The following is a 17,503-nucleotide window of genomic DNA, read 5'->3' as shown; positions in this document are numbered from 1 at the left end:
CGGTCACCGGACATGAAGAGGCCCCCCACGCACCCATCAGAGCTCACGTGCCCTTGCTGCCTTCCGGCCCTGGGGGATTCGGCGAGGTGACGTCGCGTGGGGGGTTGCCGGGGAGTCTAGGCGAGCGCCGATCCGGCCCCCAAACCGAGGGCTCCGCGGGCGATTTCATCGTCTCCGGGCGGACCGGTACTCTCCTCGGCGGAGGTATCGCCTAGTGGCCTATGGCGCTCGCTTGGAAAGCGGGTTGGGTTAACGCCCTCGGGGGTTCGAATCCCCCTACCTCCGCCGCACACCGAAGGCCCCGCACCGTTCACACGGTCGCGGGGCCTTCGTCGTGCAGGGCGTACGTCGGTCAGCGCAGCTGGGCCTTGAGCCCGTAGCGCCACTCCTCGGAGATCAGCAGGCTGCCCTCGTCGAGGCGCCGCTCGACGGCATCGACCAGCATCCGCGAGGCACCCTCGGGGTAGACGCGCTCCCACGACAGCTCGCCGCGGTGCTCGAAGACGTTGTGGATGACGGCGGTCATCAACGCCTTGTCGATGGGCGGGGCGAGGAAGTTGCTGCCGGCGAGGAAGGTCTCGGACCGGTCGGAGCCGAAGCGCAGGGTCACGCAAGGCACGTCGAGGACGTTGGCCTCCTCCACGATGCTGCCGGAGTCGGTCACGATCACCGCGCACATGGCCATTGCGGCAACGACGTCGAGGTAGCTGTCCCACACGGGCGTCGAGATCAGCGCGTCGCCGTACCTCGCCTCGAGGTCCTCGAGCCACTGGCGGCGCCCGAAGTTGTCGATGGCCGCCTCGGTGCCGAGCAGGCGGATGAAGAGGACGTGGTGGCCCTGCTCGAGCAGCGACTCCATCGCGTCCATCAGCAGGTTGAAGCGGAAGTGGTTGGTGGTGTTCTCGCGGCGGTGCACGCAGAAGCGCAGGAACGACCCGTCACCCATCTGCGGGAACTTCTGCAGCACCTGGTTCTTGTCGCTGCCGGCGATCGCCAGGGCGAGCGCGTCGACGACCGAGTTGCCGACCACGTCGATCGCGGCGGGCGCAAACCCCTCGTCGATGAGGAACTCCCGGTTGAGCTCGACCGGGGCGGCGTGGAGGTCGGTGCCCGCGTCGGCGACGCGGGTGTTGAACTGCTCGGGCGACGGCTCGCGACTGCCCTTGGACCAGCTGGTGCGGTCGATCGACTGCTCGCGGAACGACGCCCAGTCGAGGTCGGCGCCCTGGTCGAGCCAGCCCTGCAGCACCTCGGGCTTCGGCGAGAGCGTGCGCAGGCCGGCCTCGACGTGCACGAGCGCCTGGCGCTCGCCGAAGGTGGCGAGCGCGCCGGCCATCGCGGTGGTGGTGTCGCCGTGGACGTACGTGATCGGGAAGCCGCCGCGCTCGGCGAAGCCACGCAGGTAGAGAGCGAGCTTGGCCGTGATGCCGGAGACCAGGTCGTTGACGCCGCCGCGCACCTCGAGGTTGACGTCCTCGCGCACGCCGAACTCGTCGAGCATCGACTGCGACAGGTTGTGGTCGTAGTGCTGGCCGGTGTGGCACAGCACCACGTCGTGGCCCCGCTCACGCAGCTCGTGGTAGATCGGCGCCTGCTTGATGATGTCGGGCTTGGTGCCGACGACGACGATGTGCTGGCTGTTCTCGTGGGACATGGGTTCCTTCGGGTTCGAGCTGGTGCCGGGTCAGAGGAGATCTTCGCGGGTGCTCGCCGCGAGCAGCGAACGGAGGTGCTCCAGCGTGCCGGGGTCCAGCGCCTTCTGCTTGTCCAGGACGTAGACCGCGTCCTCGTGGGTGACCACGATCAGACCGGATGCGCCGAGCGTGACGACGGGTCGCCCGTCCATGCTGGCGACGAGCACGTCGTCGGTGTCGAGCTGGAGAGCACGGCTGGAATCCGCCTGCTGCTCGGAGAGCACGCGCTCGAGCCGCTTCCAGGTGCCGATGTCGCTCCAGCCGAGGTGGCGCGGGACGACCAGGCACTCCATCCCGGCCGCGATCAGCGGGTAGAGCTCGTGGCCGCCGATGGCCGCACCGCGGTAGCCGTTGACGTCGGGCCGGTCGCGGGCGAAGCGCTCGATGCTGTCGAAGATGAGCGGCATGGCCGCGCGATAGGCGTCGCAGGCCTTCTCGACGCGTACGCCGTAGCAGGCCGTGTTCCAGTAGAGCGAGCCGTCGTCGCCGATCTCGTCGATCGTCGCCGGGTCGGGCTTCTCGAAGAAGCTGGTGATCACCTCGACGGGACCACCCTCGCCCTGGGTGTGGATGTAGCCGAGGCTGCCGTCGAACCCGGTGGGCTCCGCACCGAGCACCACCATCGACTCGGGGGTCTCGACGAGCTGGCCGAGCATGTCGCGCGAGGCCTGGTTGAAGGCCTCCTCCTCGAGGATGAGGTGGTCAGACGGAGCGATCAGCGCCGGTGCGTTGCCGTAGCGGTGGGCCAGTGTCGCGATGCTCAGTGCGAAGGCGGTGGCCGGCCCAGCCGGGTCCTCCTCGAGGATCAGGTTCTCCGGCGGCACCGGGCCCAGCGTCGCCCGCGCGGCCTCGGCGAAGCGCGCCCGGGTGGAGACGTGGATGCGGGACGGGTCGACGATCTCGCTGAGCCGCTCGATCGTCGCGGTCAGCAGCGGGCGGTCGTGGACGACCGGCTGGAACTGCTTGGGCCGTCGGTCGCGGCTGATCGGCCACAGCCGTGACCCCTGGCCACCGGCCAGGATGACGGCGACGGGCTCGTCCGCGGTGTCAGTCATGGGGCGATTCCATCATGGCGGCCGTGGCGGCCGCTCAGCGTCGCAACAACGGGCGCAGCATGAAGGCGAGCGCGAGCAGCGATCCGGCGACCAGTCCCGACCACAGCAGGATGGCGCGCGGGGTGCCGAGCAGGTCGACCCGCTCGGGCGCGGGCGGTGCCTGCGCGTCGGCCCGGACCTCGCGCAGGGTCGTCTCGACCTTGCCCTGACGCCCCGGCTCGAGCTCGCGCGTCAGCGCGTCGTGGGCCTGGACCACTCCCGCACCGGTCCACGGGTCAGCCATGGCGGCCGCGTCGTCGCCCTCGTCGTCGGACGCCGGGGGTACGCCGCCGCCCTCCGTCGTGGCCTGCAGCCGGGCCACCAGCTGGCGCGGGGTCTCCCGGGGGAAACGTTCACGCAGCAGGGCCAGGATCCCGCTGACCTCGGCTGCCGCCCACGACGTCGCTACCTGCGGGACGACGCACACCTGGCCGGTCGCGTTGACCGAGATCGCGCCCGCCGTCGGGGCCGCCACGTCGGTGTCGAGGTTCGGCTTGACGTACTGGCTCGGGTCACTGCCGTCGGCCGGGGTCGCGCTGACCGCCACCACGCCCGGGTAGTCGGCCGGGTAGACCTCGGCGTCGTTGCCGGGGGTGCCCTTGAACCCGTCCTCGCTGGAGGCGTCACCCTCCTCGACGTTGCCCGAGGACGCGACGACGACGAGGTCGAGGGCGACGAGCCGGGCGACCGCGGCCTCGAGGCGCGGGTCGGACTCGGGCACGGCCAGCGAGAGGTTGACCACGTCGAAGCCCTCGCGCTTGTCGGCGGCGATCACCTCCTCGATGCCCGCGACCATCCCGGCCGACGTCAGCGGTCGCTCCCCCTGCGTCGTGTCGGCACCTTCGACGTCGAAGACCTTGACGTCGAAGACCTGGGCGTCCCGCGCGACGCCGTGCGGGCCGGCGATGAGGTTGGCGACGATCGTGCCGTGCCCCGACAGGCGGGTGTTGGGGTTGACCCCCGGGATCGCGACGCCGCCGTAGGGGATCACGGCTCCCTGGCCGCCCACGATCCCGCTGTCGATCACGGCGACCTTCACGCCCTTGCCGGTCGCGAGCTCCTGCGCCCGCTCCACGTGCATCCGGTCGTACGCCGGGTTGTCCTTCTCGTGCGTGTCGGCCAGCCGCTCGGATCCGGGCACCTCGGTGATCGAGCAGGGAGCCTCGTGGTCGGCGCTCGCCGGCGCGGCCCACACCGGCACGACCGCGGCCGCGACCACGCCGGCCGCGAGCGCCGTACGCAGCTGGTTCATCAGCCGGCGTCCTCTGCGGAGTCGTCCGGCGGGGGTGCGTCCTCCGGCACCCTGCGCGCGCTGTTGGTCGTCAGGGGGACGCCCGGGTCGAAGAAGCCCATCCAGGTGCTCGGCACCAGGGGAGGTACGACGCCCTCGTAGCCGATGTAGGTGGACACGTCGGGTCCGAGCAGGTACTTCTCGCCCTTCGTGTCGACGACGTACGGGGTGCCGCCGTCGGCAGCCTCGTCCGAGCCGGCGAGCACGTAGGCGCCGGCGCTGGGCTCGACGTCGACGTCGTGGCGGCCGGGGGCGATCGGCTCGGGCCCGCCGGGATCGGCGGCGCCGGTCGGGTTGGTGGCCAGGCTGACGCGGGCGTCGACCGCCGGCGCTGGGTGGAGCACGGCGCACAGGGATCCCGCCGTCACCGCTGCCGGGACGCCGGCGGGCCATTCGGCCGGGTACTCCGGGTCGTCGAACTGCGCCGCCAGGTCCTCGGGGATCTCGGTGGCCTGTCCGTGCACCACGCCGTAGACCGCTGCGGCGAAGTCGCCGAGGTTCTGCGGGGCCTCGTCACCGAGCAGGAAGTAGTTGCCGTCGGGAGAGCGGAGCAGGTCGCCGATCTGGAACCGGGACAGGTCCTGGGCGGTGTCGCCGTACGGCACGGGCTGGCCGTCCTGCGTCACCCCGAACGATGAGGCCTCGAGGGGGTCACCCTCCGGGAACAGGTTGAGCCACTCGTCGTCGACCTCGAAGGGCGTGGCGCCGAAGTCGAGCCGGATCCCGAGCGTGGAGGCCTGGGTCTCGTCGGCCGGCATCTGGTAGCGGTAGGCGCGCCCCTCCTGGCTGCCGAGCGACGGCGCCGTGGCGATCAGCCACCGCGCGCCCCCGCTGGAGACGAGGAACGACGACGCGGCCAGGTCCTCGACCGCGGGGGTCTCCTGCACGGCGATCTTGATGCCCAGGCCGTCGCCGGTGCACGCCGTCCAGCCGTCGTCGACGAGCTCGGCGGCGCTGGGGAGTCCGGCCGGGGCGCCCTCGATGCCGAGGTCCTCGCCGAGCTGCACCGTACGGATGTACTTGTCGCGGACCGTGTACGGAGTCAGCTCGGCATCCCCCAGCAGCAGCTGGGCGGAGACGTAGTTGGGCACCCGCTGCAGCAGCGGGTTGTCACCGCCCACCATGACGACGTACTGCTCGCCGGTGTCCTTGGAGATGACGAAGCTGCCCTCGTCGAGCCACTGCGCGGGCGGGCGACCCAGCAGGAAGCCGGCGATCGCGGCACCGGCCAGCAGCAGCACGGACAGGGCGACGCCGCCGATGAGCACGCGGCCCGGCCGCACCGGCTCGACCTCGCGGCCACCGGGGGCACCCGAGACGAACGCGGTGACCAGCCGGCGGCGGCTGAAGGCGTGGGCCTCGACCAGGTCCTTCTTGGTGGCCATCGATCAGCCCGCCACAGCGGCGACGAATCCGGCCGCGAGCACCATCAGGGGCAGGAGCGCGAGCAGGGTGACCGTCTCGACGATGTCGCCCATCCGGCCGCGGCGGACGGAGGCGGAGGCCGGCACGAGGGTGAGGGCGAGCAGCACGGCACCGACGGCGGCCAGGCCGATCGCGGCACCGGCGCGCCAGCCGTCGTGGATCAGCAGCATGGAGACGGCCACCGACACCAGCCCGAGGATGCCGGACGTCAGGCCGGCCAGGACCTCGGCGCCGGTGCGGTACTGGCGGGTGCGGAACATGACGGCGAGGCAGCAGACCGCCGCGAGGACGGTGCCGTAGACGCCGCGGTCCACCGCGAAGGGGGCGAAGATGACGAGCAGCGTGCCGACGGTCGCGGAGACCGCCAGCAGGATCTCGTGGCCGACCCGGGCGTCGCCGGCCACCTCGTCGGGGTCGATCTCCTCGGGGTCTGCGGTGATGTCGTGCAGGGAGTAGAGCTGGTCGACGCTGGTGCCGGTGACCCCCAGCGCAAGCCACGGGAAGATGCTGCCGGCCAGCACGACCAGCGTCATCAGCACGGTGAAGACGGGTCCGGGCTCGAGCGAGGCGACGCGGATCAGCACCGCGCTGGCGACCAGCACGGCACCGACGACGATCGCCGGGATCACCAGGGGACGGCCGTCCTGGAGGCCGACGACAGCGACCAGGCCGATGGCGAGGATGCCGATCCCGGCGAAGAGCAGCGGGTCTGTGAAGAAGGCGTCGTCGAGCGGCCACTGCCAGGCGGGCAGGTCGCCCGGAGCGAGCAGCAGGCCGGCGACACCGGCGTACATGGCGGCGAGGAGCGCCACCGCGACGCCCGCCTCGGGCTCACCCTGGGCGCGGGCAAGGACGATCCCACCGACGACGAGGAGGCCGGAGATCCCGGCGGCGGCGACGCCACCGAACAGGCTCTCGCCCTGCAGCAGCAGGGCCAGGGCGCCGAGGCCGAGCAGGATGCTGCCGGCACCGAGCGCCGTACGCCGTCCCGCCGCGGGCTCCCACGGCCGCAGCTCGTTCTCCACGACGTCGGCCATCGCCTCGACCACGTCGTCGTACACACGAGGCGCCTTGTCGTCGACGCCGGCGGTGACGGTCAGCAGGCCGCCGTCCTCGATGCCCTGCATCGTGAGGCCTGCGTTGTCGGCCAGGATCCGGCCCTCCTGCGTCACCAGGCGGTAGCCGCCGTAGACCGTGGAGGCGTCGAGCAGGCCGACGGAGCGGGCGAGCTCGGGCACGAGCTCGGCGACCGGGATCGACCCCGGCAGCACCAGGTCGACGCGCCGCGATCCCGAGGCGATGGTGACCCGGACCAGTCCCGAGGCGACCGAGGACCCCTGACTCATATGTATTTCCCCCTGAGCGAACCTGACCGTGCCGGCGTCAGCCTAGGCGACGGTGACGCCGGAAATGGGCCGAGGCCGGTCATCCCCGGAGGGACGACCGGCCTCGGTCGAGCAGTGGACGCTCAGAAGCGGTTGGCACCGCGGGCGTCGGCCGCTTTGTACTCGGCATTGGACGAGTCCACGCCCTGGCTGGCCTGCTGCAGCAGGAGGGTCATCTCCTGCATGGCCTGGTCCCACTTGGCCTTGGCCTGGTCGTACGCCATCTTGGCGTTACCGTTCCAGTCCGCCTTCAGCGGGTTGAGCTCGTTCTCGAGCTGGTCGAGGCGGGACTCGATGTCCTTGGCCGCCTTCATCACGTCGGCGGCACCCGCGTCGAGGTGGCCGTGCTGAACCTTGATTCCGTCGAAGCTCATCATCGATCTCCTAAGTCTGTGTAGGGGCTCGGCGTCAGCCGAGACGGCCCTGGAGGTTGGCGTGGGTGGCGGACTGGTTCTCGTCGGTCGAGACGTTGTCGCGCTCCGTCTCCTTCATCGACGCGGAGAGCTGGTCGAGGGCCTTGAGGATGGTCTCCTGCTTCTGGTCCCAGGAGATCATCAGGTTGTTGAACGCGGAGGCACCCTGGCCGCCCCATCCAGCCATCATGGTCTGGATGTTGCCGGAGAGGACGCCACACTTGTTCTTGACGTCACCGCGGGCCTGGTCGACGTAGTCGGCGCCCTTGGAGAGGGCCTTCTCTGTCTGGCCATACATGTCGCTCATGGAAGTTTCCTTCTCCCCCGGGCGGTCGAACCGGCCGAGTGTCTTGTGTGTGGTGGTGATCCACTGTCTGGTGAACCTGATGCTCGGGGAGACGTCCCGGCCCCCCGCGCTGACGTGCATCTACCCGACGAAATCGGGGCTAAACATGTATCCACCGAGGTGTCATCAGATGGGGGACTACGACGTCATCTCCCACAGGCGTCGGAAGACGCCCGCGGCCACGACCGCGGCGGCGAAGGCGAAGCTGCCGCACAACGACTCCGCCACCTCGGCACGGCGCGACCACCAGACCGAGCGCCACCCGCGGCCGGTCGCGACCGCGGCGGCCAGTGCGACGACCCCGAGACCCACGGCGACGTAGAAGAAGGTGTCGAGGTGCGCGGCGCCCGCGCCGACGGCCAGGTGGACGGCCAGCGAGGCCAGGGCGCCGAGGCCAGCGAGGCGGAGGAAGGTCCGCGCGGCGGCATGCCGGTAGGACCGGGCGGCCAGCAGCAGCGAGCAGCCGGCGAAGAAGACCAGGCAGCGCGCACCGATCCGGTCGAGGTCGATGTCCGCGCTGTGCAGCAGGAGCGGGCTGGCCACGAGCGTGGTCACCATGATCGCGACCGCGGCGCCGGTGACGATCCGCGAGGCGCGGCGTACGAGCCGTTCCATCGCCTCGGCGCCGACCACGATGCGGCCGCGACGCCCACCCCGCTGGCTGTCGCGCGCCGACCACGCCGTGACCGCCAGCCGGTCGAGGTCGAGCAGGGCCTCGTCGGGTACGTCGATGGCGAGCGACGGCGCGAAGCGCGCGGCCATCATCGCCAGGAAGACCAGGAGGGTCCACGCGACCCGGGCGTCCCAGCCCAGCATCGCCGGGAGGGCGCAGCACGCGAAGACGGTGAGCCCGCTCGCGATCCACACCGTGCTCGTCTCGTCGCTGCGCACGGCGAGCGCGCGACCGATGCCGGCCACCACCGCGGCGGAGATCCCGGCCGCGCCGAGGACCGCCGGCAGCAGGTGGACGCCGGGTTCGTACAGGGCGGCGAAGGCGGCCGCGGCGGCGAACGCAGGAGCGGCGCCCACCCGCTGCCGGGTGTGGCGCCCGACAGGGAGCACGCCGACCAGCGCGCACGCCAGCAGGATCCCGACGGCGACCGTGCGTACGGTCTCGTCACCCACGCGAGCGGCGTACCAGGCGGCGAGCACGGCAGCGCCGGCTCCCACCGTCGCGATCATCGAGGCGAGCGCCGGGCTCTCGGGCGCGTTCTTGGCCGCGTCGAGCAGCGTCGTCTTCCGGGGACGGTGCACGCCGCTCGTGGCGACCAGCACGTCGCCCGGCTGCACCCCGGCCTCGGCCAGCGGGACGCTCGCGTTGAGCCGCTCGCCCAGCGCGGTCTGCAGGAGCGGGATGCCCGGCACGGCGCCCGCCACCTGCGACTGGACCTGCTTGGCGTACTCACGGGCGACGTCGACCGCGGTCGCACCGGCGGGGACGACGAGGTCCAGCACCCCGGCCTGGCCGTGGACGCTGAGCACCATGGTCGCGTCGGCGGAGCCGGGCAAGACGACGTCCGACACGGTGTCCCCCTTCACGTCCGCCCCTCGCGTGCATCGAGCGCTTGTCAGCTGGAGAGTAGTCGCAGTGGCGACCCGAAGCGGAGCACCTATCATCGACGCGACGTCAACGGGTGAGGCATCGGGGGACACGTGAGCACGACACTGCGGGGCGGCCAGCGGCTCGACGAGCCGGAGATGCCGGGCGGCCAGATCGTCCTGCAGCCGCCGCCGGAGCTGCAGGAGGGCGAGGGCGCGAGCGGCGTCCTCATGAACGCCATCCCGATGCTCGGCAGCCTCGGCTCGATCGTGCTCGTGGCGACGATGGGCGGTGGCGCCAACCGGGGTCGCAGCTTCCTGGCGGCCGGCATGTTCCTCTTCGCCACGCTCGGCTTCATCGTCGTCCAGATCGACCGGCAGCGGAAGCAGCGGGCCCAGCAGGTGACGGGCTCGCGGACGGAGTACCTGCGCTACCTCAGCAACATCCGCAAGGTGGCGCGCGAGGCCGCCGACCAGCAGCGCCGCGCCCTCAACTGGCACCACCCCGAGCCGTCGGCACTGCCCTCGCTGGCCGAGGACCGCACCCGCCTGTGGGAGCACACCGGCACCGACGACAACTTCCTCCACGTGCGCTACGGCCTGTGCTCGCAGCCGTTGTCGCTGGAGCTGGTGCCGCCGGAGAGCGCGCCCGTCGACCAGGTCGACCCGGCCGCCGCCTCCGCCCTGCACCGGCTGCTCGTCGTGCACCGCCTCCAGCCGCACCTGCCGGCGTCGATCGATCTGCGTGCCTTCGACCGCATCGAGCTGTGCGGCGAGTCCGAGGAGGTCCGCTCGACGGCCCGGGCGATCATCTGCTCGGCCACGGCCTTCCAGAACCCCGACCAGCTGATCGTCGCGGTGCTGAGCTCGGAGCAGAACCTCACCCACTGGGACTGGGTGAAGTGGCTCCCCCACGCCCAGAGCGGGCGCGAGGCCGACGCGGTCGGCCCGATGCGTCTGGTGTCGACGTCGCTCGACGACCTCGGCAACCTGCTCCCGCCCGACCTCAGCGACCGCCCGCGCTTCGGCGCCGACGAGCGCGCCGCGACCCCGCACATCCTGCTCGTCATCGACGGCGGGCACCTGCCGCCGGGCAACCACATCGTGCCGCCCGACGGCCTCCACGGCGTCACCCTCCTCGACCTGCCCGCCCGCTGGGACGAGCTCGAGGACTCGACGAGGCTCCGGCTCGAGTTCGCCGGCGGGCCCGACGAGCTCGGCAAGCGACCAGTGCGCGCGCTGCGGCTGCGCGGCGAGCCGATCAAGGCGCTCGCCGACCAGTGCGACATCGCGACGGCGGAGGCCTTCGCCCGCCGAATCGCGCCGCTGAAGACCGCGAGCGCGGAGTCGTCCTCGGCCGGCGGGGCGGTCGACATCACCTCGACGACGCCCGACCACATGGACCTGCTCGGCCTCGGCGACATCTTCACCTACGACCCCGCCACCGCCTGGCGCCCGCGCCCCGTACGCGACCGGCTGCGCGTGCCGATCGGCATCGGCGACTCCGGTGGCCTGATCCACCTCGACATCAAGGAGTCGGCCCAGCAGGGCATGGGCCCGCACGGCCTGGTGATCGGCGCGACCGGCTCGGGCAAGTCGGAGTTCCTCCGTACGCTCGTGCTCGGCCTCGTGATGACGCACTCCTCCGAGCAGCTCAACCTCGTGCTCGTCGACTTCAAGGGCGGCGCGACCTTCGCCGGCATGGCCGACATGCCGCACGTCTCGGCCGTCATCACCAACCTGGCCAACGAGCTCACCCTCGTCGACCGCATGCAGGACGCCCTGTCCGGCGAGATGACGCGCCGCCAGGAGCTGCTGCGCGACGCCGGCAACTACGCCTCGGTCCGCGACTACGAGAAGGCCCGCGCCAACGGCGAGCCCCTCGAGCCGATGCCGTCGCTCTTCATCGTGGTCGACGAGTTCTCCGAGATGCTCTCGGCCAAGCCCGAGTTCATCGACCTCTTCGTCGCCATCGGTCGTCTCGGCCGCTCGCTCGGCCTCCACCTCCTCCTCGCCTCGCAGCGACTGGAGGAGGGCCGGCTCCGCGGCCTCGAGTCGCACCTGTCCTACCGCGTGGGCCTCCGTACGTTCTCCGCCGGCGAGTCCCGCGCGGTCCTCGGCGTGCCGGACGCGTACGAGCTCCCCGCCGTCCCGGGCCTGGGCTACCTCAAGCCCGACCAGTCCACGCTGCTGCGGTTCAAGGCGGCGTACGTCTCCGGGCCGCCGTCGAGCCGCGCCCGGGTCACCCGCGACGAGGGCGGCGGCATCCGCGGGATCCTGCCCTTCACGATCTCCGAGGTGCAGGCGCTCGAGCCGACCGGCGACGACCCCGTCGAGGTTGCGGCCCCGCAGCCGCAGCGGCAGGGGCAGGGCGAGCAGCCGTCGCTGCTCGACGTCGCGGTCACCCGGATGATCGGCAAGGGACCCGAGGCCCACCAGGTCTGGCTCCCGCCGCTCGACGTCCCCGACACCCTCGACGAGCTCATGCCCGACCTCGCCGCCCACCCCGAGCTCGGCCTGACGTCGCAGCAGTGGCGCTCGGTCCCCGGCCTGGTCATCCCTCTCGGCACAGTCGACCGTCCGCGCGAGCAGCGCCGCGACACGATGACGCTGAACCTCACAGGCGCCGCCGGCCACGTCGCCGTCGTCGGTGGCCCGCGCTCCGGCAAGAGCACGCTCCTGCGCAGCATCGTGACGAGCATGGCGCTGGTGACGACGCCGACGGAGTCGCAGTTCTTCGTCCTCGACTTCGGCGGCGGCGCCTTCGCGCCGATGACGCGGCTGCCGCACGTCTCCGGTGTCGCGACGCGGTCCGAGCCCGACGTCGTACGCCGCGTGATGGCGGAGGTCGAGGGCATCGTCGACCGGCGCGAGGCCTACTTCCGCACCAACGGGATCGACTCGATCGAGACCTACCGCTCGCGACGCGCGCAGGGTCGCGCCGACGACGGCTGGGGCGACGTCTTCCTCGTCATCGACGGGTGGAGCACGCTGCGCGCGGAGTTCGACGACCTCGAGATGGAGATCCAGCAGCTGGCCGCCCGCGGCCTCACGTTCGGCCTCCACATCGTCACCGCGTCCACCCGCTGGGCCGACTACCGCGCCGCGATGCGCGACGTCTTCGGGTCCAAGCTCGAGCTGCGCCTCGGCGACCCGCTCGACTCCGAGGTCGACCGCAAGGTCGCCGCACTGGTGCCGGTCGGCCGGCCCGGTCGCGGTCTCATCCCGTCGAAGCTGCACTTCCTCGGTGCCCTCCCGCGCATCGACGGCGACGGCAGCGCCGACACGCTCGGCGACGGCGTCGACGACCTGATCGACCAGATGGTCGCCGCCTGGAAGGGCCCCGAGGGGCCCAAGCTGCGGCTGCTGCCGGCGAAGGTCACGCTGGAGGCCGTCCGCGAGGACGCGATCCGCCGCAAGGTCCCCGAGCGCCAGATCCTGCTCGGCATCAACGAGAAGGAGCTCGCGCCCATCGGCCTCGACGTCGACGCCGAGCCGCACATGCTGATCTTCGGCGACGGCCAGTCGGGCAAGAGCGCCCTGCTGCGGGCATACGTCCACGAGATCATGCGCACGCGCACTCCCAAGGAGGCGCAGATCGTGCTGGTGGACTACCGGCGCTCGCTGCTCGGCGAGGTGCCGGACGAGTACCTGCTCAACTACCTCACCTCCGCCACCCAGGCCACGCCCACGCTGAAGGACATCGCGTCGTACCTCGAGGGCCGGATCCCCGGCCCCGACGTGACGCCCGAGCAGCTGCGCAGCCGCTCGTGGTGGACCGGTGCGGAGGTCTACGTCGTGGTCGACGACTACGACCTGGTCGCCACCGCCCAGTCGTCACCGGTCTCGTCCCTGCAGCCGCTGATGGCGCAGGCCCGCGACCTCGGGCTCCACGTCGTCGTTGCCCGGCGTACGGGTGGTGCCTCCCGCGCGCTCTACGAGCCGGTCATCCAGTCCCTGCGCGACCTCGCCATGCCCGGCGTCATGCTCTCGGGCCCGCGCGACGAGGGCGTCCTCATCGGCAACCTGCGCCCCCAGCCCGCGCCGGAGGGCCGCGCCCGCGTCATCACCCGCGACGGCGGCACCCAGACCGCCCAGCTGGCCTGGCTCGACCCGACCATGTGAGCTCTGCCGAGCGTCAGCGGCGACCGGAGTTGAACATCCCCCGCGCGATCTCGCGGGCGGCGGTGCGCATGAAGTCCTTGAACGCGGTCGACTTCACGACGTCCATCACGATCCCGTCGTCGTCCTTGGCCGCCTTCTCCGTCGACTTCTTCGTGACGCGCTCGTTCTTCTGCTCGCGGGCCATCTCCTGGACGCGGGCGTCCTCGGCGGCCTTGCGGGCGCCCTCCTCGAGCTTCTTGGCGAGCAGCTCGCGGGCGGACTCGCGGTCGATGCCCTCGGCGTACTTAGACGCGAGCGGGGAGGCCTTGACGGCCGCCTCCATCACCGAGGTGTCGGCCGCGTCCATCAGTGACTCGGGTGCCCGCAGCCGGGTCCAGGCGACGGGGGTCGGGGCGCCGCGCTCGTTCATGACGGTGATGATCGCCTCGCCGATCCCCAGCGACGTGATGACCTCGCCGAGGTCGTCGTACGCGCTGTTGGGGTAGGTGTTGACGGTCGCCCTGAGCGCCTTGGCGTCGTTGGGCGTGTGCGCGCGGAGCTGGTGCTGCACGCGCGAGCCGAGCTGCGCGAGCACGTCGTCGGGCACGTCGGTGGGCGACTGGGTGACGAAGAAGACGCCGACGCCCTTGGACCGGATGAGCCGTACGGTCTGGGCGATCTGGTCGAGGAACGCGTCGGAGGCGTCGTTGAAGAGCAGGTGGGCCTCGTCGAAGAAGAAGACCAGCTTGGGCTTGTCGAGGTCGCCCTCCTCCGGCAGGTCGTGGAAGAGGTCGGCCAGCAGCCACATGAGGAAGGTGGAGAACAGCGCCGGCCGGTCCTGGAGGTTGGGCAGCTCGAGCAGGCTGATGATGCCGCGGCCGTCCTCGGTGGTGCGCAGGAAGTCCTTGGTCTCGAACTCCGGCTCGCCGAAGAAGACGTCGGCGCCCTGCGCCTCGAACGACACCAGCTCGCGCAGGATGACGCCGGCCGTCTGCGGTGACAGTCCGCCGATGGTCTTGAGCTCGGCTTTCCCGGCAGCATCGCCGGTGAGGTACTGCAGCACGGCACGCAGGTCGGACAGGTCGAGGAGGGGCAGGCCCTGCTTGTCGCAGTAGTAGAAGACCAGCCCGAGCGAGGACTCCTGGGTCTCGTTGAGCCCCAGCACCTTGGCGAGGAGCGTCGGGCCGAAGGCGGTCATCGTGACCCGCACGGGAACGCCGACCCCCTGTCCGCCGATCGCGTAGAACTCCGTCGGGAAGCCGGTCGCCGTCCACTGCTGGCCGACGCTCGCCGTACGGGCGGTGAGCTTGTCGCTCGGCTCGCCGGGGAGGCTGAGACCGGACAGGTCGCCCTTGATGTCGGCGGCGAACACCGGCACGCCGTTGGCGCTGAGCTGCTCGGCGAGCAGCTGGAGCGTCTTGGTCTTGCCGGTGCCGGTGGCGCCCGCAACCAGGCCGTGGCGGTTGAGCATCCCGAGCGGGATCCTGATGTGTACGTCGCTGAGGTCGTCGGCGTTGAGCATGAGGCCGCCCAGCTCGAGCGCCGGTCCTTCGAACCGGTAGCCCGGCGCGACGGCGGTGGAGATCGGGTCCGTCGGGGTCGCGGGCTCCGACGGCGCGACGGGCTCGGCGGCTGCGGGGTCGGTCGGCGTCGGCTCGGTCCCGGGGATCTCGGTCATCCCACGAGCGTAGTCAGCGAAGGGGAGTCCCGACGAGGGCGTCGTTATGATCACCGGCGTGATCTTCAAGCGGGTGGGCGTCGGCCGGCCCTACCCCGACCACGGGCTGACCTCGCGCACGTGGGCCGACCTCCCGCCGCGCCAGGTCCGGCTCGACGAGCTGGTGACCACCAAGGACACCTTGCAGCTCGACACCCTGCTCGACGAGGACTCCACGTTCTACGGCGACCTCTTCGCGCACGTCGTGTCGTGGCGCGGCGATCTCTACCTCGAGGACGGCCTGCACCGCGCGCTGCGCGCGGCGCTGCAGCAGCGCATCGTCCTGCACGCCCGCGTCCACAAGGCCGAGGAGTGAGCACCCCATGACCGCGGCCCTCAAGTCGGGCGTCACCCTCGCGGTGCTCGCGATGCTCGTCGTCGCCGCGGCAGTGTGGGGCTGGGCCGCCCTGACCGAGCCGCTCCCCGAGGACGAACCGGTCGCGATCTGCGAGCCGACCAACGTCGCCGCCGGCGGCGAGGTGCGCCGCGACCAGGTCGTCGTCAGCGTCTTCAACGGAAGCGACCGCAGCGGCCTGGCCAGCTCCACCATGGCCCAGCTGGCCGAGCGCGGGTTCGTCGAGGGCGACGTGGGCGACGCGCCCCTCCCGGCAGCCAGCACGCAGATCTGGTCCTCCGAGCCCACCAACCCGGCCGTGCTCCTGGTCCAGCAGCAGTTCAAGCAGGCCAGGATCGTCGCCGGCGACCCGCTCGGCGACGGGATCGTGGTCGTGGTCGGCGACAAGTTCAAGACCCTCAAGAACAAGCAGGTCGAGTCCGTGCTCGCCGAGTCGGCCGCGACCTTCTGCCGGGCCACCGGCTCCGAGTAGGCCCGCGCCCGACCAGGGTCAGTCGCGGTCGGGGCGTGACGGGTCGCCCAGCCACTGGGCGAGCCGACCGTTCTGCGACACCTGGCGCAGCCGGTCCTCGGTCGCCTCGCGCTGCTTGCGCGGGGTGACGACGAGCAGGTCGTCGCCCGCGCGCAGGACCGTACGTCTCTCCGGCACCAGCACCGTGCCGCTGCGGATCACCAGCGAGACCGAGCAGCCAGGCGGCAGCCGCAGCTCCCCCACCTCCACGCCGTGCATCTTCGACGTGGGCGCGATGGTGACCTGGAGCAGGTCGGCCGCGACCCGGTCGAGCGGCGCGACCTCGACGTCGAGTCCGCGGGGCTCGTTGCGCCGCGCGACATGGAGCCGCTCCGCGACCCACGGCAGCGTCGGACCGGTGAGCAAGGTGTAGATCACGACCATCACGAAGACGATGTCGAAGAGCTCGTCGGCCCCGTCGACGCCCTCGGCCAGCGGGATGGTGGCGAGCACGATCGGCACGGCGCCGCGCAGGCCCGCCCACGAGATGAAGCCCAGCTCGCGCAGCGCCATGGGCTGGACGATGCTGCTCGCCAGCACCGACAGCGGCCGCGCGACGATCGTCAGCACCAGTCCGGTCACGAGCGCCTGCACCACCGTGTGGCCGTCGATCCGGCTGGGCGAGAGGAGCAGGCCGAGCATGACGAACAGGCCGATCTGCGCCAGCCAGGCGACCCCCTCGGCGAACGACCGGGTCGCCACCCGGTGCGGCAGCTCGCTGTTGCCGAGGATCAGCGCGGCGACGTAGATCGCGGCGAAGCCGGACGCGTGCACGGCGGCCGCGACGCCGTACGCCGTGAAGGCCAGGCACATGACCGCGAGCGGGTAGAGCCCGGACGACGGCAGCGCGGCCCGGCGCATGATCCAGGCGCCGGCAACTCCGATCGCGACGCCGAGCAACCCGCCGACCACGAGCTCGAAGACGATGATGCCGCCGACCTCGACGACCCCGGACGTGCCGACCGCCCCTGTCGAGATGATGCCGACCAGGACCACGGTGGGGGCGTCGTTGAGTCCGGACTCCGCCTCGAGCGCCCCCGTCAGCCGCTTGGGCAAGGGCAGCGCGCGCAGCACCGAGAACACCGCGGCCGCGTCGGTCGGCGAGCAGATGGCCCCCAGCAGGATCGCCAGCTCCCACGGCAGCCCCAGCAGGTAGTGGGTCCCCACCGCGACGACCGCGACGGACACCGCCACACCCAGCGTCGCCAGCGACAACCCCAGCCTGATGCTGGAGCGCATCTGGCGCCACTCGGTGGTGAGTCCACCCTCGGCCAGGATGATCGCCAGCGCACCGAAGCCCAGCGCGTGCGCGAGCTGCGCGTCGTCGAACGCGATCGCGAAGGGTCCGCTCTCGCCGAGGAGCACGCCGATGAGCAGGTAGATGAGCAGCGACGGCAGCCCGGCCCCCGCCGACACCCGCACCGCGAGGATCGCCGCCAGCGTCACGACCGCGCCGACCAGCACGAACACGTCGAGCTGGTGGACGTCGAATGTCATGGTCACCTCGTGCCATCGGCTGAGACGGGGCTGGCCTGGGGCTCGATCCTATCCGTGGTCACCGGGCGCCGATGAGCGCGTCCGGGGCCAGAATCAGGCGCGACCGACGTTTGAGACCGGCCAGCGCGGGTA

At 71.6% G+C, this 17,503-nt stretch carries 13 protein-coding genes, 1 tRNA gene and 1 other RNA gene; 4 read left to right on the top strand and 11 right to left on the bottom strand.

Annotation, left to right across the window (positions count from 1 at the left end):
• Positions 1-16: 16 nt before the first annotated feature.
• An RNA gene (ffs, locus tag EUA94_RS19130) (signal recognition particle sRNA small type) lies at positions 17-106 on the bottom strand.
• 94 nt (positions 107-200) lie between these two features.
• Between ffs and EUA94_RS19125 the strand changes: the two genes are divergently transcribed.
• Positions 201-285, top strand: a tRNA-Ser gene (locus EUA94_RS19125).
• A 67-nt stretch (positions 286-352) separates the two neighbouring features.
• On the opposite strand, the gene EUA94_RS19120 is transcribed toward EUA94_RS19125, so the two are convergent.
• The 8 genes from EUA94_RS19120 to EUA94_RS19085 all read right to left on the bottom strand — a co-directional run bounded on the left by EUA94_RS19120 (position 353) and on the right by EUA94_RS19085 (position 9,172).
• Positions 353-1,654, bottom strand: a complete 1,302-nt coding sequence (locus EUA94_RS19120; RefSeq protein WP_129428490.1) for a UDP-N-acetyl glucosamine 2-epimerase — start codon at positions 1,652-1,654, stop codon at positions 353-355.
• Between the two features lie 30 nt (positions 1,655-1,684).
• Complete coding sequence (locus tag EUA94_RS19115) at positions 1,685-2,749, bottom strand: sugar phosphate nucleotidyltransferase (protein ID WP_129428489.1); 1,065 nt, start codon at positions 2,747-2,749, stop codon at positions 1,685-1,687.
• A 34-nt stretch (positions 2,750-2,783) separates the two neighbouring features.
• Positions 2,784-4,040: a S8 family serine peptidase gene (locus tag EUA94_RS19110; RefSeq protein WP_129428488.1), complete on the bottom strand. Its 1,257-nt coding sequence runs from the start codon at positions 4,038-4,040 to the stop codon at positions 2,784-2,786.
• Positions 4,040-5,464 (bottom strand): type VII secretion protein EccB, encoded by a 1,425-nt coding sequence (locus EUA94_RS19105; protein ID WP_129428487.1) that lies wholly within the window; start codon positions 5,462-5,464, stop codon positions 4,040-4,042. The genes EUA94_RS19110 and EUA94_RS19105 overlap by 1 nt, the downstream gene beginning before the upstream one ends.
• A 3-nt stretch (positions 5,465-5,467) precedes the next feature.
• Positions 5,468-6,850: a type VII secretion integral membrane protein EccD gene (gene eccD / locus EUA94_RS19100; protein ID WP_129428486.1), complete on the bottom strand. Its 1,383-nt coding sequence runs from the start codon at positions 6,848-6,850 to the stop codon at positions 5,468-5,470.
• Between the two features lie 122 nt (positions 6,851-6,972).
• Positions 6,973-7,263, bottom strand: coding sequence for a WXG100 family type VII secretion target (locus EUA94_RS19095; protein ID WP_165357047.1), 291 nt, complete (start codon positions 7,261-7,263; stop codon positions 6,973-6,975).
• Positions 7,264-7,297: 34 nt separating this feature from the next.
• Entirely contained in the window at positions 7,298-7,609 is a 312-nt protein-coding gene (locus EUA94_RS19090; protein ID WP_165357045.1) for a WXG100 family type VII secretion target, read from the bottom strand.
• Between the two features lie 177 nt (positions 7,610-7,786).
• On the bottom strand, positions 7,787-9,172 hold the full coding sequence (locus tag EUA94_RS19085; RefSeq protein ID WP_129428483.1) for a hypothetical protein: 1,386 nt from the start codon (positions 9,170-9,172) through the stop codon (positions 7,787-7,789).
• A gap of 129 nt (positions 9,173-9,301) precedes the next feature.
• On the opposite strand from EUA94_RS19085, the gene eccCa reads away from it, so the two are divergent.
• Complete coding sequence (gene eccCa / locus EUA94_RS19080; protein WP_242494993.1) at positions 9,302-13,312, top strand: type VII secretion protein EccCa; 4,011 nt, start codon at positions 9,302-9,304, stop codon at positions 13,310-13,312.
• A 13-nt stretch (positions 13,313-13,325) separates the two neighbouring features.
• Here eccCa and EUA94_RS19075 read toward each other — a convergent pair whose 3' ends face one another.
• Positions 13,326-14,969 (bottom strand): helicase HerA-like domain-containing protein, encoded by a 1,644-nt coding sequence (locus EUA94_RS19075; RefSeq protein ID WP_129428482.1) that lies wholly within the window; start codon positions 14,967-14,969, stop codon positions 13,326-13,328.
• Positions 14,970-15,027: 58 nt separating this feature from the next.
• On the opposite strand from EUA94_RS19075, the gene EUA94_RS19070 reads away from it, so the two are divergent.
• Together EUA94_RS19070 and EUA94_RS19065 are read left to right on the top strand one after the other, a co-directional pair.
• Complete coding sequence (locus EUA94_RS19070; RefSeq protein ID WP_129428481.1) at positions 15,028-15,324, top strand: type II toxin-antitoxin system VapB family antitoxin; 297 nt, start codon at positions 15,028-15,030, stop codon at positions 15,322-15,324.
• A 7-nt stretch (positions 15,325-15,331) separates the two neighbouring features.
• Positions 15,332-15,835: a LytR C-terminal domain-containing protein gene (locus tag EUA94_RS19065; RefSeq protein WP_129428480.1), complete on the top strand. Its 504-nt coding sequence runs from the start codon at positions 15,332-15,334 to the stop codon at positions 15,833-15,835.
• Positions 15,836-15,853: 18 nt separating this feature from the next.
• On the opposite strand, the gene EUA94_RS19060 is transcribed toward EUA94_RS19065, so the two are convergent.
• Positions 15,854-17,371: a potassium/proton antiporter gene (locus EUA94_RS19060; protein ID WP_129428479.1), complete on the bottom strand. Its 1,518-nt coding sequence runs from the start codon at positions 17,369-17,371 to the stop codon at positions 15,854-15,856.
• Positions 17,372-17,503: the final 132 nt, after the last annotated feature.

This window comes from Nocardioides zhouii (assembly GCF_004137345.1).
In the GTDB taxonomy this organism is placed as follows: domain Bacteria; phylum Actinomycetota; class Actinomycetes; order Propionibacteriales; family Nocardioidaceae; genus Nocardioides; species Nocardioides zhouii.
This window is presented reverse-complemented; position numbering and strand designations above follow the sequence as displayed.